At 67.1% G+C, this 25,295-nt stretch carries 17 protein-coding genes and 2 pseudogenes; 9 read left to right on the forward strand and 10 right to left on the reverse strand.

Going from position 1 to position 25,295, the window contains the following annotated elements; all coding sequences use genetic code 11:
* Positions 1 to 344 precede the first annotated feature (344 nt).
* From AB0M45_RS33020 to AB0M45_RS33030, 3 genes are all read right to left on the reverse strand, one after another.
* Positions 345 to 1,367 (reverse strand): alpha/beta hydrolase, encoded by a 1,023-nt coding sequence (locus AB0M45_RS33020; RefSeq protein WP_364337266.1) that lies wholly within the window; start codon positions 1,365 to 1,367, stop codon positions 345 to 347.
* A gap of 397 nt (positions 1,368 to 1,764) precedes the next feature.
* Positions 1,765 to 2,337 carry a GNAT family N-acetyltransferase gene (locus AB0M45_RS33025; protein ID WP_364337267.1) on the reverse strand — a complete coding sequence of 191 codons (573 nt, stop codon included), beginning with the start codon at positions 2,335 to 2,337 and terminating at the stop codon, positions 1,765 to 1,767.
* Complete coding sequence (locus AB0M45_RS33030) at positions 2,334 to 3,689, reverse strand: helix-turn-helix domain-containing protein (RefSeq protein WP_364337269.1); 1,356 nt, start codon at positions 3,687 to 3,689, stop codon at positions 2,334 to 2,336. Before AB0M45_RS33030 ends, AB0M45_RS33025 begins: the two co-directional genes overlap by 4 nt.
* Positions 3,690 to 3,878: 189 nt before the next feature.
* Here AB0M45_RS33030 and AB0M45_RS33035 point away from each other — a divergent pair, with 189 nt between their 5' ends.
* The 7 genes and pseudogenes from AB0M45_RS33035 to AB0M45_RS33065 all read left to right on the forward strand — a co-directional run.
* A complete protein-coding gene (locus tag AB0M45_RS33035) occupies positions 3,879 to 4,367 on the forward strand; it encodes a DNA-directed RNA polymerase subunit beta (RefSeq protein WP_364337271.1) in 489 nt (162 codons plus the stop codon).
* Positions 4,360 to 4,686, forward strand: a complete 327-nt coding sequence (locus AB0M45_RS33040; protein ID WP_364337273.1) for a hypothetical protein — start codon at positions 4,360 to 4,362, stop codon at positions 4,684 to 4,686. The genes AB0M45_RS33035 and AB0M45_RS33040 overlap by 8 nt, the downstream gene beginning before the upstream one ends.
* Positions 4,683 to 4,997: a hypothetical protein gene (locus tag AB0M45_RS33045; protein WP_364337275.1), complete on the forward strand. Its 315-nt coding sequence runs from the start codon at positions 4,683 to 4,685 to the stop codon at positions 4,995 to 4,997. Before AB0M45_RS33040 ends, AB0M45_RS33045 begins: the two co-directional genes overlap by 4 nt.
* A gap of 312 nt (positions 4,998 to 5,309) precedes the next feature.
* Positions 5,310 to 5,519 (forward strand): hypothetical protein, encoded by a 210-nt coding sequence (locus tag AB0M45_RS33050; protein ID WP_364337277.1) that lies wholly within the window; start codon positions 5,310 to 5,312, stop codon positions 5,517 to 5,519.
* 121 nt (positions 5,520 to 5,640) lie between these two features.
* Positions 5,641 to 6,120 (forward strand): hypothetical protein, encoded by a 480-nt coding sequence (locus tag AB0M45_RS33055; RefSeq protein ID WP_364337279.1) that lies wholly within the window; start codon positions 5,641 to 5,643, stop codon positions 6,118 to 6,120.
* Positions 6,121 to 6,152: 32 nt separating this feature from the next.
* Positions 6,153 to 7,223 (forward strand): hypothetical protein, encoded by a 1,071-nt coding sequence (locus AB0M45_RS33060; protein ID WP_364337281.1) that lies wholly within the window; start codon positions 6,153 to 6,155, stop codon positions 7,221 to 7,223.
* Between the two features lie 158 nt (positions 7,224 to 7,381).
* Positions 7,382 to 7,486 (forward strand): annotated as a pseudogene (locus AB0M45_RS33065) (carbohydrate ABC transporter permease); the annotation flags it as partial.
* Positions 7,487 to 7,588: 102 nt separating this feature from the next.
* On the opposite strand, the gene AB0M45_RS33070 reads toward AB0M45_RS33065, so the two are convergent.
* A complete protein-coding gene (locus AB0M45_RS33070; RefSeq protein WP_364337284.1) occupies positions 7,589 to 8,023 on the reverse strand; it encodes a TIGR03667 family PPOX class F420-dependent oxidoreductase in 435 nt (144 codons plus the stop codon).
* Positions 8,024 to 8,133: 110 nt separating this feature from the next.
* Positions 8,134 to 11,481, reverse strand: a complete 3,348-nt coding sequence (locus AB0M45_RS33075; protein ID WP_364337286.1) for a BTAD domain-containing putative transcriptional regulator — start codon at positions 11,479 to 11,481, stop codon at positions 8,134 to 8,136.
* 509 nt (positions 11,482 to 11,990) lie between these two features.
* On the opposite strand from AB0M45_RS33075, the gene AB0M45_RS33080 reads away from it, so the two are divergent.
* The gene (locus tag AB0M45_RS33080) at positions 11,991 to 14,057 is read left to right on the forward strand and encodes a BTAD domain-containing putative transcriptional regulator (RefSeq protein ID WP_364337288.1); all 2,067 of its coding nucleotides are present in this window, start codon (positions 11,991 to 11,993) and stop codon (positions 14,055 to 14,057) included.
* A 48-nt stretch (positions 14,058 to 14,105) separates the two neighbouring features.
* Positions 14,106 to 15,599 (forward strand): FAD-binding protein, encoded by a 1,494-nt coding sequence (locus AB0M45_RS33085; protein WP_364337290.1) that lies wholly within the window; start codon positions 14,106 to 14,108, stop codon positions 15,597 to 15,599.
* A gap of 43 nt (positions 15,600 to 15,642) precedes the next feature.
* Here AB0M45_RS33085 and AB0M45_RS33090 read toward each other — a convergent pair whose 3' ends face one another.
* From AB0M45_RS33090 to AB0M45_RS33110, 5 genes and pseudogenes are all read right to left on the reverse strand, one after another.
* A complete protein-coding gene (locus AB0M45_RS33090; RefSeq protein ID WP_364337292.1) occupies positions 15,643 to 15,846 on the reverse strand; it encodes a hypothetical protein in 204 nt (67 codons plus the stop codon).
* Positions 15,843 to 16,037: a carboxyl transferase domain-containing protein gene (locus tag AB0M45_RS33095; RefSeq protein WP_364337294.1), complete on the reverse strand. Its 195-nt coding sequence runs from the start codon at positions 16,035 to 16,037 to the stop codon at positions 15,843 to 15,845. Before AB0M45_RS33095 ends, AB0M45_RS33090 begins: the two co-directional genes overlap by 4 nt.
* A 61-nt stretch (positions 16,038 to 16,098) precedes the next feature.
* Positions 16,099 to 16,413 (reverse strand): annotated as a pseudogene (locus AB0M45_RS33100) (carboxyl transferase domain-containing protein); the annotation flags it as partial.
* Positions 16,410 to 22,631: a thioester reductase domain-containing protein gene (locus tag AB0M45_RS33105; protein ID WP_364337296.1), complete on the reverse strand. Its 6,222-nt coding sequence runs from the start codon at positions 22,629 to 22,631 to the stop codon at positions 16,410 to 16,412. The gene AB0M45_RS33105 and the pseudogene AB0M45_RS33100, both read right to left, overlap by 4 nt.
* A gap of 16 nt (positions 22,632 to 22,647) precedes the next feature.
* A partial coding sequence (locus AB0M45_RS33110; protein WP_364337298.1) for an acyltransferase domain-containing protein occupies positions 22,648 to 25,295 on the reverse strand: 2,648 nt, incomplete at its 5' end.

Here is a 25,295-nt window from a genome sequence, read left to right on the forward strand (position 1 = left end):
ATCCAGCCGAGAGCGCTCGCTACGCTCGCAACGAGGCACGCCCAATGGAGGAATTCCGTGACGGCAGCCCGGGGGAATTACCTGATCGTCGACACTGGTCGCCCTGGGCAACGAGGACGGATCCATGAGCCTCTGGGACATCACCCGGCCGACGCAACCGGTACGGCGGGCCACCGTCGAGCACCACCGCTACCTGGTATCCGCGGTGCCGTTCCCGCGCCCCCGACCTGCCCCACCGCACCATCTGCCCGAGCCGGTGAACGATGGCAATACCCGTCGGCACCCGGAGAGTCTCATGCCGGTCGTGCCGTGGAACCGGGAAAGCGCGCTGAATCGGCTCGAACTCAGACGTGTGCCGGTGTGTGGAACCAGTGTGGGATGGTGGCACGGGCATTGGCGCCGTGCAGCGCCTCGGCGAGCGCCTCTACGGCGAGCGTGCGAGCGACTTTGGTGGCGTGGCATTCACGCAGGCTGTCGAGCATCAGGAAGTCGTGCACCATGCCCAGCGCCCGTACCGCGGTCACCTCGACTCCGGCTGCGCGCAGCTTGGCCGCGTAAGCCTCGCCCTCGTCGCGCAGCACGTCGGCCTCGCCGGTGATCACGAGCGTGGTCGGTAGGCCGCGCAACCGGTCCGGGCTCGCCAGCAGCGGCGCGGCGTAGATCTCCTTGCGCTCCTCCGGGTGGGTGGTGTACTGATCCCAGAACCATTGCATGCCTTCGCGAGTCAGGTAGTAGCCGTCGGCGAACTGCAGGTAGGAGGCGGTGTCGAAATCCGCGTTCGTCACCGGGTACAGCAGCACCTGCGCTGCCAGGTTCACCACGCCGCGGTCCTTGGCCATCAGCGCGAACACCGCCGACATGTTGCCGCCCACGGAGTCACCGCAGACCGCCATCCGCGAACCATCCAGGTCGTGTTCGGCGCCGTGTTCGACGACCCAGGTTCCGACGGCCCAGTTCTGTTCGATCGCGGTCGGATACTTCGCCTCCGGCGACCGGTCGAACACGGGGAACACCACCGCCGCCTGGGCCCCGTCGGCAAGTTCGCGGACCAGCCGGTCGTGCGTGTTCTCGTCACCGAAGACCCACCCGGCGCCGTGGATGTAAAGGATCACCGGCAGGCGGCCGCGCAGGCCCTTGGGCCGGATGATGCGGGTGCGCACCGATTCCGTCGGGCCGCCCGGAACCGACACCCACACCTCATCGATCGGAGGTTTGTGGACACCTTCTCCGGACTGTAGATCGGCGAGAATGTCACGGCCCTGCGAGGGCGGAACCTCATAGATCCGCGGGTGCGCCGAGGTGGCCTCGGCAAGTCGCCGGGCCTCCGGCTCCAAGACCGGTTCGGGAGGGTTCGGAAGCTGAGGCATGTAGGGCTCCTTTTCGGTTGCAACTGGTCTGCCGAGGAGTAACTCCGAGCATTTGCCAGTTCATTGCCATCGGCGCACTAAGGTAAGAAATTGCCGCCCTCACGCGCGTCCGCAAACGGATTGCGATAACCGCTGCTGATCCACTCCGGGCACTTCCAACTAGGTCGACACCTCATATGCCAGTAGCTGTCACCACTATAGCCACCACCGATTGCCGGTGCCAGGGTCCTCCTCCGGCGATGGCACACTCCTAACCACTCCGCCTCGATTAGCTGATGATTAGCCATTGTGGGATTGTTCCGCCGTGGGACGGCCGACAGACGCCGAAGGCCCCACTCGGCCGGGTGGCCGAACAGGGTCGGGTGTCCCCCAACGAACGAGACGTCGGGTTCTTCGGTCAGCGCAACGCGCGGATCAGCACATCGAACTGTGGGGCGTCGGGCCAGGATGGGCGCCGCCATCCGACCCTCTTCCAGCCCCATAGCCGATAACGCTCGTAGGCGCGGTCGTTGTCCGCTTCGACGAGGAGTGTCGCGCGCTGTTCGGTTCTGGAGCTGAGCAATTCGTCATGCAGCGCGTGTGCGATGCCCTGGCCGGCATACTCGGCGCACACCATGATCTCGCTGAGCCCGAACGTGCGTGTGCCGTCCTCGGTAGTGAACTCCCCGAGGTCGCCGCTGTCGAGATGCAATCCTGTCCACCATCGCGCGTTCGGGGGCAGCGGCCAGCCCCAGATCTGGCCTGCGGCCTTACCGTTTACTCGCGCAAGCACATACGCGAATCCGCTGTTACGGGGCTCGGTGTAGGAATCGAACCGGCGCATGAATTCTGAGGGCGAGTCGAACGGGTCTCCGGAGGCGATGGCATCGACATATGAACGGTGATAGATATCTTCGACCATTTGGCGTCGAGAACGTGCTTCGGCAGCGGTGCAGTGCTCGAATTCCAGGCCCTCCGGCAAACCGGTCATGCGGTTATCGCTTTCTGAGCCAGGGAGTCGTACAGGTCGCGGAAATCCACACCGGCGGGCAGTTGATCGACCGCTGTCCGAACCGGCTCGAAGCGACGCAGTATGCGTGTCGACGCTATGGCGGACAGGTCCACCAACGCCGGGAACCCCTGCTCGAGTGCGCCACTGATATCGCCGAGGCGAGCCCTGGTTGCAGCCGACCATGCGCGCACGATCGTGGCGTTACGCACTCCTGCGGGCCGGTCCACAGCACTCGCGTACAACTCGACAGATCGACGCAGGTCACCCAGGTCAGCGTAGCCGCGGGCCTCGTGGTCGGCGATCTCTGAATATGTCACGAATCGCAGCCATTGCGGAACTTCCTCCAGCGGCTCGAACTGCATCGCCTGGTCCAACTCACGCCATGCTGTCGCAATAGCACGGCCGAACGCCGCTCGGTCACCGAGCAGATCGTACGCCTGCGCCTCACGAACGGCAATCAACGCATGGATTCGACCTGGTGGCCGACCACGCATCAGGTCGCGGGCCCGATTAGACAGTTGCAGCGCCTTATAAGGGCTTCCGCCGAGGTCGGCACGTGTAAGAGAGCAGGATTGAAGTGCCGCATACAAGCAAGTGTGTGCGATCAGGTCACTGTCGTTGGCCTCGGTGGCGAGCGCCATGGCGTCAGCAAAGCACCGGCGCGCGAGCGGGTGCCGATCCGCGTCGTACGCCAGCCACCCAGCTAGCACCGCAAGTTCTCCGGTCGCCCTGGTGAATGCGTTCCCCGTAGCCGGGTCGAATGCACCGGTTTCGAGCCAGTCTGTGGCGTGCGCCAGCTTTTCGACGGCAACATCAACCAACCGGGCTCCGCCTGTGCGCTGATCCTCCTGATCGAGTGCGTCGACACCAGCCAAGAGCCGTTGGACGTCACTCTCGCCGATCCGGCCGCGGCTTTCAGGGAGAAAGATCGCGACGGCTCCGACCGTTGCCAGCTTGCCGAACTCACGCCGTTTCACGTCGTCCTCGACTTCCCACGCAACAGTCCCGAGATCACCTATCCGCGGCGACTCGTCTGCACCCGAGATCACAGTGCCGCTGCGTACAGAATGCCCGTCCTGAAGTGCCGGTGCATTAGCGAGTGCAGCCCGGAACCGTTCGAGCTGACTGGCATCGAGCCGCCGAAGTTGCTCGTCGAGCGCCGCTGCCGACTTGCGTACGACCGGGCGATCGGCCCTTGTCTTCCGTTCCCATTTCTGGATCGTCTCGACGCTGAACCCGAGCGTCTCGGCGAACTCCTCCTGCGTAATCCGTAGAGCCGCAACGCGCAAAGCTCGAACCTCGGTTCGCGTCCATTTGTCGATGACGATCATTGCCACCCCTTGCCCGCGCCTGCGACGGTCCGTACGGGAAGAGTACAGCCCCCGTACGCATTCCGTGCCTGGGAATACATGCCGAGCGTGACCAGGCTGGAGGGAGCCCCGCCGCCGGGTTGATGCGGTGCCCCTCATCGGGTCCCCGGCGGCGGGTGCACGCCAGTGCATCTAACAGGGGAGCCGTTTGTGGATTCATCGAAACAGCCTGGGCACACACCGTTGTCGGTGTGCCACTTCTACCGCACGGTGTGTGACCTGCCCGCCGAGGTCCATCCGCCGCATCTGGGTCGAATCACGCTGCGCGCGGGTCGGGTATGCGCGTTGATGATGCCCGCGTTCATCGGCGCGGAGGTCAAGGCACGGATGCACCGTCATGGCCAGCAGGCCGGGCCGGTACTGACGCATCCGCGCTCGCGGCACTGGACATTCTTGACCGGGCCGGACCTGCCGGACGACATTCGGTTGTTCGCGGAAATGTCGCGGCTGAACGTCTCGATTATCCGCGCCGGAGACATCGCCCTGCCCGGCCCCGGACAGCGCCCCGGCCTGTTCCGGGCGTGGGTACAACCACCGCGCGACCCTTATCGCCCGCCGGGGCGGGTCGTGGTCGAAGCGATCCGGGGATGCGCCGCTCAGCGTGCGCGGCAACGTCGAATGGTGAGGGCGTATGCCTGAAACCACCACGGCCACAGTGCCATACGGATGTGACCCCGCATGTGCACCGTGGATCACCACCGAGCAATGCGGCCTGTTCACCTTCAACCAGAACACCGGAGAGGTGTTGTCGGTGAAGTGCCCCTCCCTGAATTGCTTCGGGCAGATGGTCAAGGTCGTCAACGGCCGCATGGCCGACCACGACTCACCGTTGGACATCGCGCTCGGCGGCCAGAAATGCCCATGGATCGGTATTCGCATCGTGTTCGACCGCCGATATTCCGAATTCGCTACTCCGCCTGCCCCACCGCCACAGCAACCGCCGCAGGCGAGACGATGACCGGCGAACAGGACGCTGAGCGTTCCGCTGCCGAACTGGACGTCATGACCGACGTGATCGGCACCCTGGTTGCCGCCACCGCGGATGCCGTGCGGGACGGAATGAGCGACACCAACCGCGTTCGTGTGATCGCGATGGTGGTCTATGAGCTGATCAGCAGCGCCCGCACCGCCGCCGCACCCCACACCGGCCGCCTCTACGCGGCACCGGTGCTCGATCCGATCATCGACAACATCCCGGCCGCCGACGACATCACCTTTCTGGACCTGCTGATCCCCGCGATCATCGGCCAGCACATCAACCGCACCTGAACCACCTGGACCGCCCCGGCGTGGATACGCGTCCCCCTTGGTTCCCCCTTTGCACCAGAGGGAGCACACACGTGCCGGGGCACCCAAAGGGGGAAGGCTGCGCGGGCGGGCTCCGCTTCGGTCCGCCCAACAGAACCCGACCGCCAGCCTTCCCCGCTCTCCGAAACCGGTTGCACCACAGCAGCATTCATACCAGAGTGAACTCTTCACGGAAGGCCCTCACATGCAGCCCGACACCGCCGAACCGCGCCACTCCGCGGCAGAAATCGTCTCCCGCGACGACTACCGATGGTGCCAGGATCGGGGCATGTGATGAGTTCACCCCTGCCGGACGAACCCGACGTGCACCTGATCGTGCGGATGCGCGGCTACCAACTGCACTACGCGGCGTGCTTGACTGCGGCTCTGGTGTTCGTCCAAGACGAAGGTATCCGACATTGCACCGACGCCGTCTCTGTCGCCAGCGGCGCAACTGATCGGCTGCCCCGTTTGCCGTGTGAGCAGTTGTATGTCGAGCGATGACGGTCCCCTTACGACACTCCTGCCTCCGTCCGCGCTGCTTGCCCAGTGGCGCGTGCGGACGCAAACTTGGTTGCTCGAACCCGCGATACCAGACAGCCAGCATGAGAGGAAGGCCGGGCCAGTGGATGAGGAACAAATCGGTTTCGATATCGAGTTCGATGACAAAACTCAAGCCTTCCTGGATTGGGTTGCGCCTGAACGTATGGAATTGGAGGTACGAGCATTTCTCGCCAGAACGGTTCCGGATGTGAGCTATGAGTTGGCATGGTGGAAACCGCCGCTGTCGACCCGGATCATGGAAGTGGCAAAAGATTTGTTCGGCGAGGCTGGACTTGTCGCGCCGGAAAACCGTGAACTCGCCGATGGTTTCATCCGATTCTTGGGTGAATGCTATGTGCGGCGTGGCGGTCTGCAATGGACGAACCGCCCCGAGTGGGGTTCGCCGCTGTTTACCGATTTCGGTCCGGCTGTGCGGGGCGACGATACCCGCAGCATGGTGGCGATAGCGCAAGATCTAACCGACAGTGACGGCCCAAGATTGATCGAATACAACATCGCCGAAGCTGTGCGCGAAACACGTAAGTCACGCACTGCGCTCTGACTTGCTCAATGTAAACGGGGGTGGGCGCAGCCGTGCCCGACGAATACGATGCGGTCCGTAGCAGGTTGACCAATTACGAGAAAGGGCTGTACTTCGAACTCGGTAGGGCGCACGAGCTGGGAGAAACACCCGAAAAGGGGTGGGCACACCAGTTCAGGGTCGAAACTGGTCGAGGCGCGCGAATCTTGGATTCAGCCCGAACTCTAGGGAAGGGCGTCCAAGGTGTCGAGCGTAAATCAGGTCGAATCAACGAGGCAGATGCTCGCCTTCAGCTACGAAAGGACCGGGATGGACTCAATTCCGGCCTGATCACTCGCTCCCGATGGGAAACGGTGGCCGGTGAGAAGATTCCGGAGAAAGTTCGCGAAGATCTGCGAGACATGGTCAGAGACTTTGGCGACAAGTTTCAGCATTTGATCATTTCTCGTGCCGACGCATTGCGCGCTATACAGCTCGGTCAGTCGCTGGCATCCAAGCAATTGGAACTGATCCGGCCGTACGAGCTGCAACGGGCAGACCGGGCGCGGGAACGGCTGGCGAAGATACGCATGATTGTGCGCGCGCAAGAGCGAGCCGAGAAATTCCGGAAGATACAGCAGTTCCGGGAAGCCGCTACACGTGGCCGGGCGGATTCCCCACAGAAGATCGAACGTGCTCGGCAGGCCCGAGAGGAAGCCGAGCGAGCCAGGCATGCACGCGGAACCGATGAGCGTGCGCGGGTTGAACGGGCGGCCGCCGAACGGGTGGCGCTGGAATTCCCGGTACCCAATCAGTTCCAGGAACGAGAAGCCGCCGACGCTGGGGAACAGGCGGCCCGAGAGGCTGCCGACGCCGCCAACCTGGAGCGCGCAGCAGCCGACGCCCGCGCGGCGGAGGAGAAAGCGCGCGAAGCACGCGAGGCAGCCGACATGGAACGCGTGGACGAACTGGCACGACTCCAAGCCCGGGGACTGCCCCCGGACGTAGTCAAGCTACTTGGGCTCGGCCAGGCACAACCACCGTCAACGGCGGTGCGGGAGCCGCCTGGTCATGCGCCGGGCGTTGTGCGCGGCGGTACCGGACGCGGACAGGACCGCTCTCGCGGAGTATCCCGCGACCGGTAACCGTCTGCGTTCGATCGGCTCACAGTGTGGTCGGCCCCTGTTGGGGATGGGGTTCGGGTCGCACGCTGGGTTGTGCGGGCAGCAGTGCCACGCCCTTCGCGTCCGCTCGTCCTAGGGTGCAGGGAGTATTCGCGGGTCAGAGGGTGCGGGAAGTTCTCGGGATTCCGATGATGGCGGTGGCCAGCCTCGCGTGCCTCCCGGTGTTGCGGATGTACCTGCTACTGCAGCGGCACATCGTCAACGCGTTCGCCCGGTCGGGATTGAATGAGGACGCCCTCATGCATATCCTTCCCGCGAACGGCGTGATCGGGCGGGTGACCCCTGCGATCACGCCCGCACACGCAAGGCCGGCCGACGACGCCGACTCAGAATCCCCGAAGCCGATCAGGGACGATGCGAACCGGAACCGAGTAGTCGGCGAAGAACTGCTCCCTGGTCATCCCGATATCGACCAAACCCTCGGTGTACTTCTCGACGAAAGCATCGAGTTCGGAGGCGGAAGCACCGGCCGCATCGACCTGGGCCGTTCCGGTGAACACGACCACGTCGCCGCCGGCGGCCGTGCTGTTGAAGTTCAGCGAAACACGCGGGTCGGCGGCGATATTGCGCAGCTTGGGGGTGCCTGGCTGGGTGAAGATCAGGAACGCCTCGTCGCGCCATTGGAACCACACCGGATTGGGTTGCGGTGTGCCGCTGGGGCTTACGGTGGTGAGCCAGATAATGGCCTCCTGCGTCAGGCGTTTGGAGACCTTCACGCCGAAGTCGGAGTTCGAGTCGATGAGGGGCGAAGAACTGGACATGCGATCTCCTTGCGAGATGTCGGTCGAACCTGTTCGAAATTCGTCAGCCCGTCAACTCTCCGTCGCCATTCCGGCCGAGAGTGGACGAAGTACGGTGTGTTTGCACTAGTTCATAGGAGCCGGACCGAGTCGGCGACCGGAGGTGTTCGGTCGGAAAACGGGGCACCGCCCGTCAGCGGCGGTGGCCTCCCCATCACCGCGTCGATGATAATACGGCGGATCTGCCGGTCGGCGACCGTCCGGGCGAAGTCGGTCACCGACACACCGTGGTCGTCGACGATCACCGGCCCGCCGCGCTGGAACTCCGCGGCGAACCGCTCATCACCCAGCGCCTCACGCACGGCCGCGGTGATCCGTTCGACATCCATTCGTTCGCCACTCGCCAGCGGCGCGCCGGTCGAAGCACGTGCCCTCATCGCCGCACCGAGCAGCCGAGCCGCCCGGTCGAACTGGTCGGCCAGTGCCGCGGCCCCCGCCAGCCCTTCGACAGCGAGGGCAACCGCCCGGATATCGCCTGTCGCCGATGCCGCCGACAAGCTCTCGGCGTGCAGTGCCCACGCGGCCTCGGCATCTCCGCGCAATTCGGCGATGAATCCGAGCTCGGCCAACACGAGAGCCACTCCATTGTGCGCCGCTATGGCGGCCAGCCAGCCCAGCCATCGAGTCAGGTGTTGCTCGGCGTCGTCCAACCGCCCTTGGCGTCGCGCGCTCAACCCCAACCCGATCTCGGCGAAACCTTCACCGAGCCGGTTGGCGTGGCTCACGGCCAGCCGCAAGGAGCGGTGATGCAGTTCGTCCGCGGTCGCGAACTCGCCCCGCAGTAACGCGATCCGCCCGAGTAATGCGAGTTTGTGCGCTGTTTCGGTCCAGAGGCCGAGATCCTCCACGATCTGCAACCCTTCATAGTGCAGGTCGTTCGCATCGTCGTAGCGTCCCTCGAACTCGGCGAGCACGGCCAGCGCCTCGATGGCCTTGAGCCGGCCCCATCGATCGCCGACTTCGTCGAAGATCGCCGCGCTTGTTTCCGCGTGATCTCGCACCACGGCCAATTCGCTGCGCGCCGTACCCTGAGCGGCGCGCAGGCTCAGCGACGCCGCGATCCCCCAGCTGTCATCCAACGACCGGAACGTCGCCAAGGCGCGTCCGACGCGATCCTCGCTTTCCGGGAGCGCACCCGAATACCACTGCGCGTAGCCGAGGAACCATTCGCCGCGCGCGAGTGCGCACAGCTCAGCGGCTGTCTCGTCACCGGTGAGCGCAGGTGACGGACTGACCAGCTGATCGGCTTCCCCGATCAGCAACGCCATGCCCGCCTGCCACCGCAGGATCGTCGCGCGCTCGACCGGGCGCAACTCCCCGGCCATCGCGCTCACCGCGCGGAGATATCGATGGGCCTCGGTAAGCCTGCCGCGGAGAAATCCGAACCAGATCAGCGAGTTCACCAGCCGCATGGCAAGCCGGGCGTCGCGGCGGCCGATCGCGAAATCGGCCGCCTTACGGATGTTGGGCGATTCGACGTCGAGCCATTCGAGCCAGCGACGCTGATCGGGGCCACGCAGCTCGGCACCGGCACGCTCGCCGAGCTCGGCGTAATGGTTCGCATGCTGTAATCGCAGTTCGACCAGCACCTCCGCCGTCTCCAGATGCTCGACGCAGTACGCCGCTATCGACTCCAGCAGCCGGTAGCGAGGTCCATGTTGCGCTTCCTGCATGACCACCAAGGACTGGTCGACCAATCGGGTCAGCGCACCGAGAATCTCGTGGTCTTCGGCCGGATCGCCGGCCAATGACAGCGCGGCGGGCAGCGAGCAGTCTTCAGCGTGAATCGCCAGCCAGCACAGTACGTCACGTTCGGCGCCGGACAACAGTTCCCAGCTCCAGTCGATCGCAGCGCGCAGGGTCCGGTGCCGGTCCGGCGAATCCCGGAATCCGCCCGCGAGTATCTGGAAGCGGCGATCGAGCTGGATCAGCAATTCGTGCACTCCGAGGACCCGGACCTTCGTCGCGGCCAGTTCCAACGCCAGCGGAATCCCGTCGAGCCGTCGGCAAATCGCGATGACGTCCTCGAAGTTGGCCGCGTCGAAGCGCAGACCGGGTGCCCTCGCGGCGAACAGTTGCGCGGCACTCGAGGCGCTGAGCAGCTCCGGGCGCGAAGTATCGGCGGCAGGCAGTTCGAGCGGCTCGACGGATCTGATCGTCTCACCGCGTACCGCCAACGGCGACCGGCTCGTCGCCAGTATCCGGCAGTCCGCCGACTCCGCGAGAATGGCCTCCACCAGCGCCGCAGCGGCGTCGACGACATGCTCGCAGTTGTCCAGAACGAGCATCGCGCGCCTGGAGCGCAGGAACGCCACGACCCGGTCCACCGAGTTCAGCCGTGCCTGTGGCGGTGGTCCCGGTGGGGCGTTCACATCGATGCTCAGCACCGAGAGAACCGCGTCGGCCAGCACCTCGGGCCCGTGCGAGCGATCGAGGGCATCGAATTCGACCAGCCAGATACCGTCGGCGAAGCTGTCGACCATGCTGCTCGCGACGGCCAGGGCGAGGCGGGATTTTCCCACGCCGCCGGGACCGACCAAGGTGACGAGCCGGTCCGATCCCATGCGCGCGGTCACCTCCTGGACCGCCGAGTCCCGGCCGATCAGCGCGTTCGGCGGCTCGGGGAGATTGTGACCGAGTGCCTTGCCCCCCAGCGATATAGGTTCGGGCCGCAGTTCGGCATCTTGTTCCAGGATGGCCCGGTGCAGCTCGACGAGCTCCCGGCTCGGGTCGGCTCCCCGGGTCTCGGCGAGCAACGTGCGCAGTTCGTTGAAGCTGTCGAGGGCGTCGGCGGCACGGCCGCACCGGTACAGCGCGCGCATCTGAATCGACCGCAGTCTTTCGCGCAACGGGTGCTCCCGGACCAGCTCGTTGATCTCCTCGATCAGCATCCGATGCTCGCCGAGTTCGAGCCGGACCTCCGCCAGCTCACTGCGGGCGGCGATCCGCGCCTCGTCGAGCCTGGCCGAGGCCTCCGCACTGAATGGCAGGTCGACGAAGTCGGCGAAAGCGGGACCGCGCCACAGGGCCAATGCCTCTCGCAGCAGGTTCGCCCGCATCCGCAGGTCCATCGAAACTTGCGCCCGCGCGACGGAATCCAGGAACAGCGTGGAATCCAGGTGAGCCGGCTCGGCACGCAGGAGGTAGCCCGCCGGGGTCGTCACGATGTATTTTCGACCCCCCGGTTCGGCATCCTCCAGCGCGCGACGCAGCTGCGACACCTTGGTGTGCAGCGACCGGGTCGGGTTGGTGGGCGTTGACCCGGGCCACAGGTCATCGATCAGCCGGTCGGTGGACACGGGCACACCGACATGGGCGATGAGATCGGCGAGCAAAGCCCGTACCAGCGACTCCGGTATCGACACCGCGTCGCCGTGATCCGTCGCGACGTCCAACGGGCCCAACACCCCAAAACGCACGCCCCAATCCTACCCACACCGATCAGCAACCCGGCGATCAAAAAGCCACGGCCACTTCGGAAGTGAGCCCGAAGCAGACCCGAAGCACGATTCGACACAATGGTGCCGAACGACAAGCCAGGGCCACCTGAGTGAAGGAGTCGACCGGTGACGGATTGTGGCCCGATCGTTCGAATCGCGTGTGCCGCGACCCGCTTCCAGTGCGGGCCGCTCATGTCCCACCTGCCGGATCTGGGGAGGACTCCGCTCCCGGGACAGGTACCGCACCAGCGCCTCCAATGTCGTCGGCGCGCGGACAGTGGGGTCCCGACATCGGGTCCCACGAGCCCGATCCGTTCCGTCGCCCACTCGGCAGACCAGCGAAGGTTGCCGGCGAGAAAGGCATCCGGAACCGGGCCGTCCGTGAATCAGCACAATCAGCGACCTGTTGATCAGGGGGAACCGTGTTGTTCAGCGTTCTCGGGCCTCTCGAGGTCCAACACAATGGAAAGCCGCTGCGCCTCGGGGGCGTGAAACAGCGGGCCACTCTCGCGTACCTACTCCTGCACCCCAATACCGTCGTCCCGGCCAGCCAGCTGCTGGATGCCCTGTGGCCCGATGAGGCGATGCCGACCTCGGCCCGGAAAATCTTGCACAATGCGGTCTGGGGACTGCGCAATCTCTTCCCCGGCGACAGCAGCGAACCGATCGCACTGATCAGCCGCCCGCCGGGGTACCTGCTCGAGGTCGACACCGACCGCATCGACCTCTACCGGTTCCACCGGCTCGCCGACCTCGGTCGTGCCGCAGCGGCGGCCGGCGATCTGGACGCGGGTGCCGCCCGGCTCGGTGAATCCCTGTCCTTATGGCGCGGTTCGGCACTGTCCGATCTCACCGAGCACGGTGTCGACTGGCCGAAGCTGGCCGCTGCCGAGGACGCCCGAATGTCGGTGTCGGAGGACTACTTCGAGATCGAACTGAGGCGCGGTAACCACGCCAAGGTAATCGATGCGCTCAGCGCGCTGGCCGAATCCAACCAGCTGCGCGAACGATCCTGCGGGCAACTCATGCTCGCCCTGTATCGCAACCAGCGACCGTCCGACGCGCTCGCCGTCTACACGGCGTGGCGGAACACCCTCATCGAGAATCACGGCCTCGAACCGGGTTCCGAGCTGCAGCAGCTACAGCAAGCCATTCTGCGACAGAGCCCGTCGCTACTGCTGCCCGGCGCCGCGCCGAAAGCCGCGCTGCCACGCGAACACCGCGGCGGCACGGGACCGAACGGGGCTACCGACCTGTCGTCCCGCAGGGCCGGCCGGGTGGTCGCACCGACCGCCGAGGTCACCCACGCCACCGTGTTGTTCATCCAGGTCGACCAGGCGGACACCGCACCGGGTCCGATCGCCGACACCCCCATGATCGGAGATCAGTTCCTGCCGACCATTCGAGCCACGGTCGAATCGCTCGGCGGCATCGTTGTCGGCGTCATCTGTTCCACCGTCATCACGGTGTTTCCGGCACCGTGCGAGGTGCACGACGTAGTGGCCGCGGCGATTCACTTGAACCGCTGGGTCACCGCGGTGCGGACGGAAATCGCTTCGGGTATCGCGCCGCGGTTCCGGGCCGCTGTGGTGACCGGCGAGGCCGAAGGGCGACTTCCGCAGACGTATGCCGACCTCCGCAATAAGAGCATGTACTGCGATCTCTTCGACGACTGCGAGCGATTACTGTTCCAAGCGCCCGACGGTGTGGTGACGGTCAGCTGGCGCGCCCGGCGCGAGAGCGAGCACGTTATCCGCTATTTGCGGCATCCGACCGGGCAGTGGCATGCGCTGGGCATCGGCGTCGCGCTCGAGGACGCCCACACTTCGAGCGTCGAGCCCGATCCGGACGTCCGGATGCTGCTCGGCATGCGTGAGCGGGTCCGGCATCGGGCGGTGTCGCATCTGGTCGCGGTGGTCGCGCCCGCCGCGGCATGTGCGCGGGAGGTGGCCCGCGAGTTCCGCAATACCCTTCTCGGGCAAGGCGATTCGGACCTGATCCTGTGTGCCCGGTTCGGCGGTGCCGATCACCTCGAGATGCATCGGACGATGCTGGCCGACGTGTGCGGTTTCCGGGCCGATGACCCGCCGGCGGAGATCTCGGCGAAACTGGCCGACGCGGCACGCGACGCACAACGCCCACCGAACGCGGTAAGCCAGCTCGCCGAGGCGCTGCATCCGCTGGCCACCTCGACGGGGGCAACCGATCCGATCCAGGCCCGCACGATGTTCGCCGCCTGGACCGAATTGCTGTGCGCGAAAGCCGGACTCCAGCCGACGACGCTGATCTTCGAAGACGCCCACCTGGCCGATCAGGCGAGCCTGGACTTCCTCGAAACACTGCTCGACCGTGCCGAAAACGCCCCGCTGCTCGTCGTCCTCACCGGTGAGGGTTCGCTGGCTCGCAGCCGGTTCGCGCGTATCACGGGCACGAGGGAATCCACGCTCATCACCTGCGATTTCGGACCGGGCAGGCAACCCGCCGATCGCAGGCAGACGAATACCCGCACCACCACCGACGCCGACCGGCCCGCGACCGTAATCGCCGCGAGCTGAGCCGAGCTGTCCGCTGTGGCCCACCAGAATGGAAGAGGAAGCGACCTGATGACCGAACCGCTGACGATCCGGCCCGACGATGCGCGCTACCGCGGGCTGACATCCGGTTCCAATACCCGGTGGGTGGGGTCCCCGGACTACATCCGCCTGGTGTGGTCCACCGAGCAGGTCGTCGATGCCCTGCAGCAGGCGGTCGACGAGAACCGCCGAGTCGTCGTGCGCAGTGGCGGACACTGCGATGAGGACTTCACGGCGAACACGGACGTCCGGGTGGTGATCGACGTATCGGGAATGGACGCGGTGTACTTCGACGCGGCGATGGGCGCGTTCGCCGTCGCCCCGGGGGCGACCCTCGGCCGGGTCTACGCGACGCTTTACAAGGGCTGGGGGGTGACCCTGCCCGGCGGTACCTGTCCTACCGTCGGCGCGGGAGGCCACATCGCCGGTGGCGGGTACGGCGCGCTCTCGCGGCTGCACGGGCTCATCATCGATCACCTCTACGCCGTCGAAGTGGTCGTGGTCGACGCGGACGGCAGGGCGCGAGCGATCGTCGCGACCAGGGAACCCGACGATCCCCACCGCGATCTGTGGTGGGCCCACACCGGTGCCGGCGGCGGCAATTTCGGCATCGTGACCCGGTATTGGTTCCGCTCACCCGAGACCGCGGGTGATGATCCCACCCGGCTGCTGCCCACGCCGCCCACCGAGCTGATCGTCTCCGATGTCTCGTGGGCATGGGACAGCCTCGACGACGCCGGATTCGCCCGCCTGGTCACCAATTTCGGCGAATGGCACGAACGGCACGCCGGGCCCGGCGCCGCCCACCTGAGCCTCTACAGCCAGTTGAAGATCCAGCACCGTTCGGCGGGATCGTTCCGGATGAGCACCCAGATCGACGCGGGTGAGCCGGACGCCGAACGCACTCTCGACACCTTCCTCGCCGAGGTCGGCGCGGGCACGGGTGCGAGCTACACGGTGAACGACCGCAGCCGGGTGCCGTGGTTCTACGCCGTGAAGGAATGGTTCGGGTTCGTCGAAGCCGCGGTGGCCCGCTGGAAGGTGAAGTCCGCATATATGCGCCGGGCCTTGCCCGCGCCGCAGATCGACGCGCTGTACCGCCAATTGACCCGGGACGACTATCCGCACCCCTATGCCATGGTCGCCCTGGTCAGCTACGGCGGCAGGATCAACGCGGTACCCGCGGGCGCGACCGCCGCGGCACAGCGCGATTCGATTCTGAAATTGATGTACGTCACCTTGTGGACCGACCCGGATGAGGACGACCGGCACGATCGCTGGGTGCGCGAATGCTACGCCGACGTCTATGCGGCGACGGGCGGCGTGCCGGTTCCGGGCGCGGCCACCGACGGCTGTTTCATCAACTACGCCGACGCCGATATGGCCGACCCGGCCTACAACAGCTCGGGCGTGGCCTGGCACAGCCTCTACTTCAAGGACAATTACCCCGCCCTGCAAGCCGCAAAAGCGAAATGGGATCCGCGGGACGTGTTTTCGCACCGGCTGTCGATCCGACCGGCCTGAGTCTTCGTTTCGATGGGCGACCACGCTGTCGCCCATCGAAACCTCACCTCAACGCCCTGGTCCCCGAAGACACCATGACGTGGGCGGCTCCTGGCGTGGGTACCGGCAGGGCCCAGACCGCCGCTCTGGCCGCCTCCGCCCGCTTCGGAGGCCGCGGCAGGCTGAGCAATGCCAGCACCAACGCGACGAGTTCGTCATCGGTCGGCTTCCCGGACTCCACCACCAGGACCGGTTGTTCCCCGTTCACGCGGGCGGATTCCCGTGCTTGCGCAGCGGCAGATGCATCCCGACGACCTCACCACCCAGGCGGGCGAACACGCAGAGGATGTTCCTGGCCCACTGCGCGTGCACCTCGAAGACCTCTCCATCGTCGACGATCTCCTCGATCACGGCTCGCATGTCGTAGGCCTGGCTCGAATCGGCGGGCACGAGATCCACCAGTGCGGATCTTCTCCGCGTGCGCCTCGCCGAGCGATCCACCGAAGAGCCGGAAATCGTGGGCGTAGGCGAATACCGTGCGGCCGTGTACCTTTCCCCAGCCCGTGACGACGCCGTCGGTGTACGGTTTACGGTCGGCCATGCCGAACGCGGTGGCCCGGTGCCGACGCAGCTGATCGACTTCGCGGAAGGTGCCCTCGTCGAACAGCAGGTCCAACCGTTCTCGCACGGTGAGTTTGCCGATCGTGTGCTGTCGTTCGGTGGCGTTCGGCGGAATACCGTGCACGGCGTCGTGCTTCACGCCGTGCCATTCGGCGACCCGGGACCGCAACCTCGGTGGCAGGCTCGCGGCCGGGTGCTCGACAAGTTCGGTCATCGGTGCTCACTCCGTTCCGGCGCCGGGAAGTGGCCCGACTCGATGAAGAATTGGACGTAGGTGCGGAAGAGTTCATCGGTCACCGGAGGACACACGATGCCACTGCCCGCGATCAACGCCTCGGTACCGGAAACGTCGATGGCCGGATAGAAGGCCTCGGTGTCGGCGATCATCGCCTCGAAGGCGTCGAGCAATGGGACCAGAGCGTTGTCGCCGGCCGAGCCGACCGCGTCGAGCCAGGCCGTCCGGTCGCGGTCGGCGATGACGTAGCCCATCGACCGCAGTCTGCCCACCAGCTCGGGCAACGCGACCCGGGCCGGATTGTGCAGATGGAATGTCCGCTCGGCGGCCGCGGGCTGCCGGGACAGATCGACGATCGCCGCGCTGACGAAGTCCACCGGGGCCAGATGGAAGAAGCCGCCGGCGACCGGCGGAACCGCTCGCGCCTGGATGATGCCCTTGAGGGTGAGCCAGACGAAGTCACGGGTCTGGCACGCGCCGTTTCGCTGATCACCCGAGATCACGTCGACGCGATATACCGACACCGGCAGCCCGCGTTCCCGCGCCAGTGTGATGCATTGCTCGGCAACCCATTTCGTACGCAGGTAGCCACTCGGTAACGCCTCCGCCGGACCGGTCGGATGATCCACCGCGAGTGGCCTGCCATCGGCGGGCGCGCCGGCGAAGACGCCGACCGTCGACACATAGTGCACCGGGACCGTCCGGTGCCGGGCCGCGAGCCGCAGAATTTCCTCGGTGCCACCGACATTGGTGGCCCGCAGCTGGTGGTAGGGCTGGAGCCAGTGCACGGTCGCACCCGCGTGGTAAACCACGTCGACCCGGCGGGCCAGCTCGTCGAAACCGGCTTCGGACAGTCCGAGCCGGGGCGCCGCGAGATCGCCGACGACGATCCGCACCCGATTCAGGTCCACCTCGTCGGCCACCTGGTAGAAAGCCAGGTTCGCTGCCAGCCGCCTGGTCGCGGCCGCCGCATCCGCGCCGCGAATCAGGCAGTGCACCATGGCATTGGTGGTGGCCATGAGGTCGCGCAGCAGGAACGCGCCGAGGAATCCCGACGCACCGGTGAGCAGAATGTGCTCGGGATCGGTGACGACCCGGACGACGGTGCTCGCAGGCCGGATGTCATCGGCCAGACGGACTTCGCTGCCATAGTCGACCGCGTTGGTGACCCGGCCGTCGCGCCATTGGTCCAGGATGAACGATGCCAAGGCATCGGGGGTCGGGTTGTCGTAGGCGACGGTGGTGGGCAGCCGCATATCCAACGCGGCTTGCAGCCGATTGCGGAACTCGACCGTTGCCAGCGAGTCGAAGCCGGATTCGCTGAATTCTCTTGTGCGGTCGAGTGTTTCGGCGCTGCTATGGCCGAGTACCCCGGCTGCCTCCCGCAGCACGGTCTCGATAACGATCCCGTGTTGTTCCACGGGTGACCGGCCCTCCAGCAGGTCCACGGCCGAGGGGGCCGCTTCCGAGTTGCCCGCCACCGCGCGTTGGGTGGGCAGCAGACCGGACAGGAGCTTCGCCGGCCGGGCACGCACGGCGGACATGTTCAGCGGAGTGGCGACAAGGAGCGAGCCGCCCAGCGCTTCGGCCATATCGAACAGCGCGAGCCCGGCATCCGCGGGCAGCGGCGGGAAGCCGCCACGCGCGATCCGCTGTTTGTCGGCTTCGTCGAGGTGTCCGCTGATTCCGCCCTCCTGCTCCCACAGTCCCCAGGCGATCGAGGTCGCGGGCAGACCCGATCCGGTGCGGTAGGCGGCGAGTGCGTCGAGGAAGGTATTGGCGGCGGAGTAGTTCGCCTGGCCCGGGCCGCCGATGATTCCGGCTACCGAGGAGAACAGCACGAACGACGTGAGGTCACGGTCCCGGGTGAGTTCGTGTAAGAGCCAGGCCGCGTCTACCTTCGGACGCATGACGGCCGCCAGCCGGGCCGGATCGAGGTCGGTGATCAATCCGTCGTCGGTGACGCCCGCCGTGTGCACCACCGCGGTCACCGGATGCGCGGACAGGACCTCGGCCAGCGAATTCCGATCGGTGACATCGCACGCCGCGATGGTCACCTGCGCGCCGAGGGCCGACAGCTCGGCCTGCAGTTCCCGCGCCCCAGGGCTTTCCATGCCACGACGACTGAGCAGCACCAGCCGCGACACACCGTGCACGGCGATCAGGTGGCGGGCCAGCATCGCGCCGAGCGAACCAGTGCCACCGGTGATCAGAACGCATTCGCCGGACCGCCGGATCGGCGTCGATGCCGGTAGGGCGGTTCGGCGCAATCGGGGCACGAAGACGCGGCCCGCGCGCACGATGACCTGCGGTTCGCCTGCCGTCACGACCGAGGAGAGCACTGCGCTGGAGGCGGGGTCGTCGTCGACGTCGACCAGCACGATCCGGCCCGGCAACTCCGACTGGGCCGAACGCACCAAGCCCCACACGCTCGCGGCCGCGATGTCGGTGCCGCCGGGCCCCACGGCCAGCTTGGTCATGACGACGAGCGGGGCGGCTGTTCGGTCCGCGACGGCCGTCCACTGCTGAACGAGGGACAGTGCTCGGCGGCCGAGTTCATGCGCTCTGGGCACCGGGTCCGCTGCCGGAGCGGCTGCGATCGTGGCCAGAATGGCGTCGACCGGCTTGTCAGCGTCGGCAGCGTCCGCCAGATCCGCGAACAACGTCGTCTCGCCGATCTCCAGCACGGGTTCCGTGCCTGTGATCGCGCCCCAGCGGATCGGGCGTCCGGTGGTCGCGGCGGGCACCCAGTCGACCGTGAACGCCATGTCGTCGACCTTCGGCCGTGGCGAATCCGATTCCGTCGGTCGGGCGTCGGCTCCGGTCAGAGCGCCGATCGCCGCGACGGGCGCACCCGTACGGTCGGCGAGCAGCAACGCCGTCGAGCCGTCGGCATCGGTGCGCGCGAGCACCCGCAAGGCCGTCGCACCGGTCGAATACAGCCGGATATCCCGCATTTCACCGGCAGTGCCGGCCGTGGCGGCCGCGAGCGCGGCGTCGAGCAGGACCGGGTGCAAGCGGTAGGCGGCCGCTTCGGCGGCCAGCTCCTCGGGCAGGGCCACGTCTGTGCACCGCTCGTGCTCCGACAGCGTGGGCGGCCACTGCGCGAGATCGAAATCGGCGCCGCCGATCCGCAGTCGTACCATCCCGCGGGCGTGCAGGGTCCACGGTCCCGGCGATCCCGCGGTTCTGGAGTGGATCGACACCGGTCGCTCACCGGATTCCGTCACGCCGCCCACCCGTGCCTGAATGTGCAGATCCGCTCGAGCGGGCATCCTGAGCGGGGTCAGGATGGTCAATGCGGACACCTCTGTGCAGCCGAGTTCGTCGGCGGCGCGGATGGCCACTTCAACCAACACGGTGGCGGGCACCACCGCGCCCGGCGCGGTCCACCGTTGCCGCCGCGACAGCCGACCGGTGGCCACCACCCCGTCGGCCTCGCTGTCGGCCAGATCGATCGCGACATCGAGAACGGGATGGCCGACGGCCGACCCGGTTCCGGTCGCCTTCGTCGCCGTATCGTCGGCCCAATGCCTGGAACGCTGGAAAGCATAGGTGGGCAGGGGGATTCGCCGGGCGCCGGTGCCGGAGAACACGCGCTCCCAGTCGACGCCCACACCGTTGGCATGCATGGCGGCGGTGCTGGTGAGCAGGGCCACGTCGTCGCTCGACGTGCGGCGCAGCACCGGAATCGCGACGTGCGGACGGTCCTGCAGGGTTTCGTCGACCAGTGCGCTCACGACCGCGTCCGGGCCGATCTCCACGAACTTCGTCACCCCCGCCGCCGCCAGGGCCTCGATGCCGTCGGCGAAACGAACCGTCTCTCGGATGTGGCGCACCCAGTAGCCGGGGTCTGTGTGGTCGCCCGGTGCCGCGACGGCCCCGGTCACATTGGACACGATCGGGATACGGGCGGAGGTGAACGCGCAACCGCGGGCCACCTTCCCGAATGCGCCGAGGATCGGGTCCATATGGTGGGAATGGAAGGCGTGGCTGACCGTGAGGCGTTTGGTGCGCAACCCACGCCGTTCGAGGGCGGTCGAGACCGCTTCCAGATCCTCGATCGCACCGGCGAGCACCACCGAGGCGGGTCCGTTCACTGCGGCCACGCACACCGTGTCCGGGAGTCCGGCCCGCACATCGTGCTCACTCGCGCGCACCGCGAGCATGGCCCCGCGCGGCAGCGACTGCATCAGGCGAGCTCGCTGCGCCACCAGGGTCGCCGCGTCCGCCAGCGGCAGCACACCCGCCACCAGGGCGGCGACCAGTTCGCCCACCGAGTGGCCGGCCAGGTAGTCGGGCCGGACGCCCCACTCCGCCAGCAGCTGCGCCAGGGCGAATTCGACGGCGAACAAGGCGGGCTGGGTGACGGCGGTGTCGTCGAGCCGGTCGCCGGATGCGATCTCCTCGCGCAGCGGCCGCTCCAGCAATGGGTCCAGGTGAGCGGTGACTTCGTCGAATGCGGCAGCGAAGGCCGGGAAGCGTTCGTAGAGCGGCACTCCCATGCCGAGGCGTTGCGCACCCTGACCGGTGAACACGAACGCGGTCTTGCCCGCACGCGCCGCGACCGGATCGGCGTCGGTCAACCCGGCGATCAGTTCGTCGCGGTCGCGGCCGATCGCCGCGGCCCGGAACTCCATCGCGGTGCGTGTGGTCGCCAGTGAGTACGCGACATCGAGATCCCGCGCCGGGGAGCCGGCGACGAATTCGCGCAGTCTGCCAGTCTGGGCGGCGACCGCGGCCGCCGTCTTTCCCGACACCAGCCACGGCAACACCGGCAGGTGCACCGAGACCGACTGTAGTGCAGCAGCTTCCGGCTCCGGCGCCTGCTCGAGAACGACGTGGGCGTTGGTGCCGCTCACGCCGAACGAGGACACTCCGGCCCGGCGCGGCGCGCCGGTGGCGGGCCACGGCCGCAGCTCGGTGAGCAGCCGCACCGTGCCCGAGGACCAGTCCACATCCGGGCTGGGTGGGTCGGCGTGCAGGGTTCTGGGCAGGATGCCCCGGCGGATGGCTTCGATCATCTTGATGACGCCGCCGACACCCGCCGCCGCGACCGAATGGCCGATGTTGGACTTCAGCGACCCCAACCACAGCGGACGATCCGAAGTCCGTTCGCGTCCATAGGTTGCCAGCAGTGCCTGGGCCTCGATCGGGTCGCCCAGCCGGGTTCCGGTCCCGTGCCCTTCCACCGCGTCCACCTCGGCCGCGGACAATCTCGCGTCGGCCAGTGCCGCGCGGATGACGCGTTCCTGGGACGGCCCGTTGGGTGCGGTCAACCCGTTGGATGCCCCGTCCTGGTTCACCGCCGAACCCCGCAGTACCGCAAGCACTTCGCGCCCCGAGGCCACGGCGTCGGAGAGCCGTTGCAGCACCAGCAAACCGGCGCCCTCCGACCATCCCGTCCCATCGGCGCCCGCGCCGTAGGACCGGCACCGTCCGTCGGCCGACAGTCCGCGTTGCCGGGAGAATTCGATGTAGCCGCCCGGATGGCCGTAGACGGTGACCCCGCCCGCCACCGCAAGGTCGCATTCGCCGCGGCGCAGGGACTGCGCCGCGAGATGCAGGGCCACCAGCGACGACGAACACGCGGTATCCACGGTGACGGCGGGACCTTCGAGCCCGAAGGTGTAGGCCAGGCGGCCGGAGACCACACTGCCGAGCCGCCCGGTCATGGCATAGCCTTCGAGTTCCGGCGGTGCGGCCAGATCGAGGTAGCTCTGTTCGCCCGCTCCGATGAAGACGCCGGTGCCGCTGCCGCGCAACGTCATCGGGTCGATGCCCGCCGATTCGAACAACTCCCACGCGGTTTCCAGCAGCACTCGCTGCTGGGGATCCATGCCGAGCGCCTCACGCGGGGAGATGCCGAACAGTCCGGCGTCGAAATTCGTCGCGTTGTCGATGAATCCGCCGTGGCGGGTGGTCGAGGTGCCGAGGTGATCGGGGTCCGGGTCGTACAGCGTCTCCACATCCCAGCCGCGGTCGGCGGGCCATTCGGAGATCGCGTCGGTGCCAGCGGCGACCAGGTTCCACAGCGTGGCCGCCGAGGTGACGCCGCCCGGATAACGGCACGCCGTTCCCACCACCGCGATGGGTTCGGGTGTGGCGGATTCGAGCTCGGCGATACGTCCCTTGGCTTTGGTGAGTTCGGCTGTCGCCCAGCGCAGATACTCGACCAGTTTGGTGTCTTCCGACATTGCAGAGGTCCCTTCTTCAGCCGAGATCGTGGTCGGGGATGCGGCCGAGTTCGCCGTCGATGAAGCTCAGCAGTTCCTCGGCCGAGGCGGATTGGATGCGCGCGTCGACGCTCTCGGCGGCCCGGGCCGGCGTGGCCGACCATCGGCTCGCCAAGTCGCGCAGTCGCTCGGCGACCCGCTCGCGATCCGCATCGCCGATTCCGTCGGCGAGTTGTTCCCATCGATCCAGTTCCGCCCACAGCACGTCGGCGGGTGCGGGTGGGCGCACGGCGTCGAGCACGAACGCGGCGAGAGCGGTCGGCGTGGGCCGGTCGAAGACGACGGTGGCGGGCAGGGCGGTTCCGGTTGCCGCCGCGAGCCGATTGCGCAGCTGCACGGCCGTCATGGAATCCAAGCCGAGTTCCTGGAACGGGCGATCGTCCTCGATGCTCACCGGGTCGGCGATACCAAGGACCGCGGCGACCTGGACTCGTACGACATCCGCCACGGCGGCGAGCTGCTGCTGCTCGCCGAGATCGGTCAAGCGGTCCAGCAGGATCTCGGCGGCGTTCGTGGTGACGGCGGCGGGGCGTGTCGGGACGAATCGAGCTGTGCCGCCGTTCGTTTCGGTGTCCTCGCCCAGGCTCAGCATGCGGAACTCCACGGCGGCGGCGGTGAGCACCGGATTGCCGGCCGGGTCGGCCAGGTGCGCGGTGACGGATTCGTCGGCCAGCGGCCGTACGCGGGCCAGGATCTCGGCGGCGCCGGTCGCGTGCAGGCGAATTCCTCGCCAGACGACCGGTGCCAGCACCGAACTCGTACCGGCGGTACTGGGCAGGGCCGCGTCGAGCAGCTCCGGGTGCAGCGCGAAGCCGGTTGCCAGTGGGGCCAGCTCAGCGGGCAGCCGGTGCTCGACGGCCGGCTCGGCCGGCGTCGGCTCTACCGGTTCGCCGTCGCGGGCGAGCGTGCCCGTCGCGACGGTCGTCCACTGCCCGGCCCCGAATCTGCCGCGCACCCCGACGGTGCGCCGGCCCGTGTCGTCGGACGCGCCGACGACCACGTGCAGTTGGACCTCGTGCCCGTCCGGGACCGCCAGCGGTCGGGTGAGCTCCAGATGCTCGATGTGGTCGGCGCCCACCTCGTCACCGGCTCGAAGCACCATTTCGACCAGTATCGCCGGTGGGACGAAGGTGGTCAGGGCGGTGGTGTGCCGGGACAGCCAGGGTTGCGTGTTCGGGTCCAGCACGCCGGTCAGCAGCACGCTGTCGGTGTCGGGCAGATGCAGCACACCGGTGAGGATCGGATGCTCGACCGGATCGAAACCCGACGTAGTGGACGTCGTATTCGGGTGCAACCAGTACCGGTCACGCTGAAACGCATACGTAGGCAACGCGACCCGTTGCGCACCGGTACCAGCGAAAAAGCTCTCCCAGTCCACGCCGACGCCATGGCAATGCAGCCGCGCCACACCCGCGATGAGCGTCTCGGCTTCATCAGTGCCGCGCCGCTGCAAGCCGATCGCGGGGGTAGTGGTCACCGCGTCCACCAGTGGCGTGAGTACGGCGTCGGGCCCGACCTCGGCGATCGCGGCGACACCGAGACCGGCAAGTGTCGTTGCGGCATCCGCGAACCGCACAGGCCGACGGATCTGATCGACCCAGTACTGCGCAGTAGAAGGTTCGGTGATCTCCCCGGTGACCGTGGAAACGAACGGAATCGTCGACGGCGAATACGTGACGCTCTCCGCCACCGACCGGAACTGATCGAGCATCGGCTCCATCAACGCCGAATGAAACGCATGACTCACCGTGAGCCGCTTATGACGGCAACCCAACTGATCGACCACCGCCAGCACCGCCGCCTCCGGACCCGACAACACCACCGACTCCGGACCATTCACCGCCGCCACCGACACCAACTCCCCCAGCAACGGCAACACCCGCTGCTCGGACACCGACACCGCAACCATCGCCCCACCAGCCGGAAGCGCCTGCATCAGCGCACCCCGCGCCGCGACCAGACGCGCCGCGTCCGGCAACGACAACACCCCCGCCACATGAGCGGCCGCGAACTCACCAACCGAATGCCCGGCAACGTAATCGCAGCGAATACCCCAGTGCGCCAGCAGCCGTGCCAGTGCCACCTCGACGGCGAACAGCGCAGGCTGCGCCATACCGGTGTCGTCGAGCCCCTCGCCGGTGGCGATGGTCTCCCGCAGGGGCCGGTCCAGCAGCGGATCGAGATGTCCGGCGGCTTCGTCGAACGCGGCGGCGAAGACGGGGAAGCGTTCGTACAGCCGCATTCCCATACCGAGGAGCTGCGCACCTTGGCCGGTGAACACGAACGCGGTCGTGCCCGCATGCGCCGCGACCGGGATCGCGTCGGTCAGACCGGCGAACAATTCGTCGGTGCTTCGGCCGACTGCCGCGGTGCGGTGTTCGAAGGCTGTTCGCGTGGTGGCCAGCGAGTACGCGATATCCAGATCCCGCGCCGACGAGCTCGCCCCGAACTCACGCAGCCGGTCGATCTGTCCCGCGGCCGCCGCGGGTGTCTTGCCCGAGATCAGCCACGGCACCACCGGCAGCTCCATCGACACCGGCTGCGGCTCCACCGACTCCGGTATCGGAGCCTGCTCGACAATCACATGGGCATTGGTGCCACCGAACCCGAACGACGACACCCCCG

The organism is Nocardia sp. NPDC051787 (assembly GCF_040681325.1).
Classification (GTDB): domain Bacteria; phylum Actinomycetota; class Actinomycetes; order Mycobacteriales; family Mycobacteriaceae; genus Nocardia.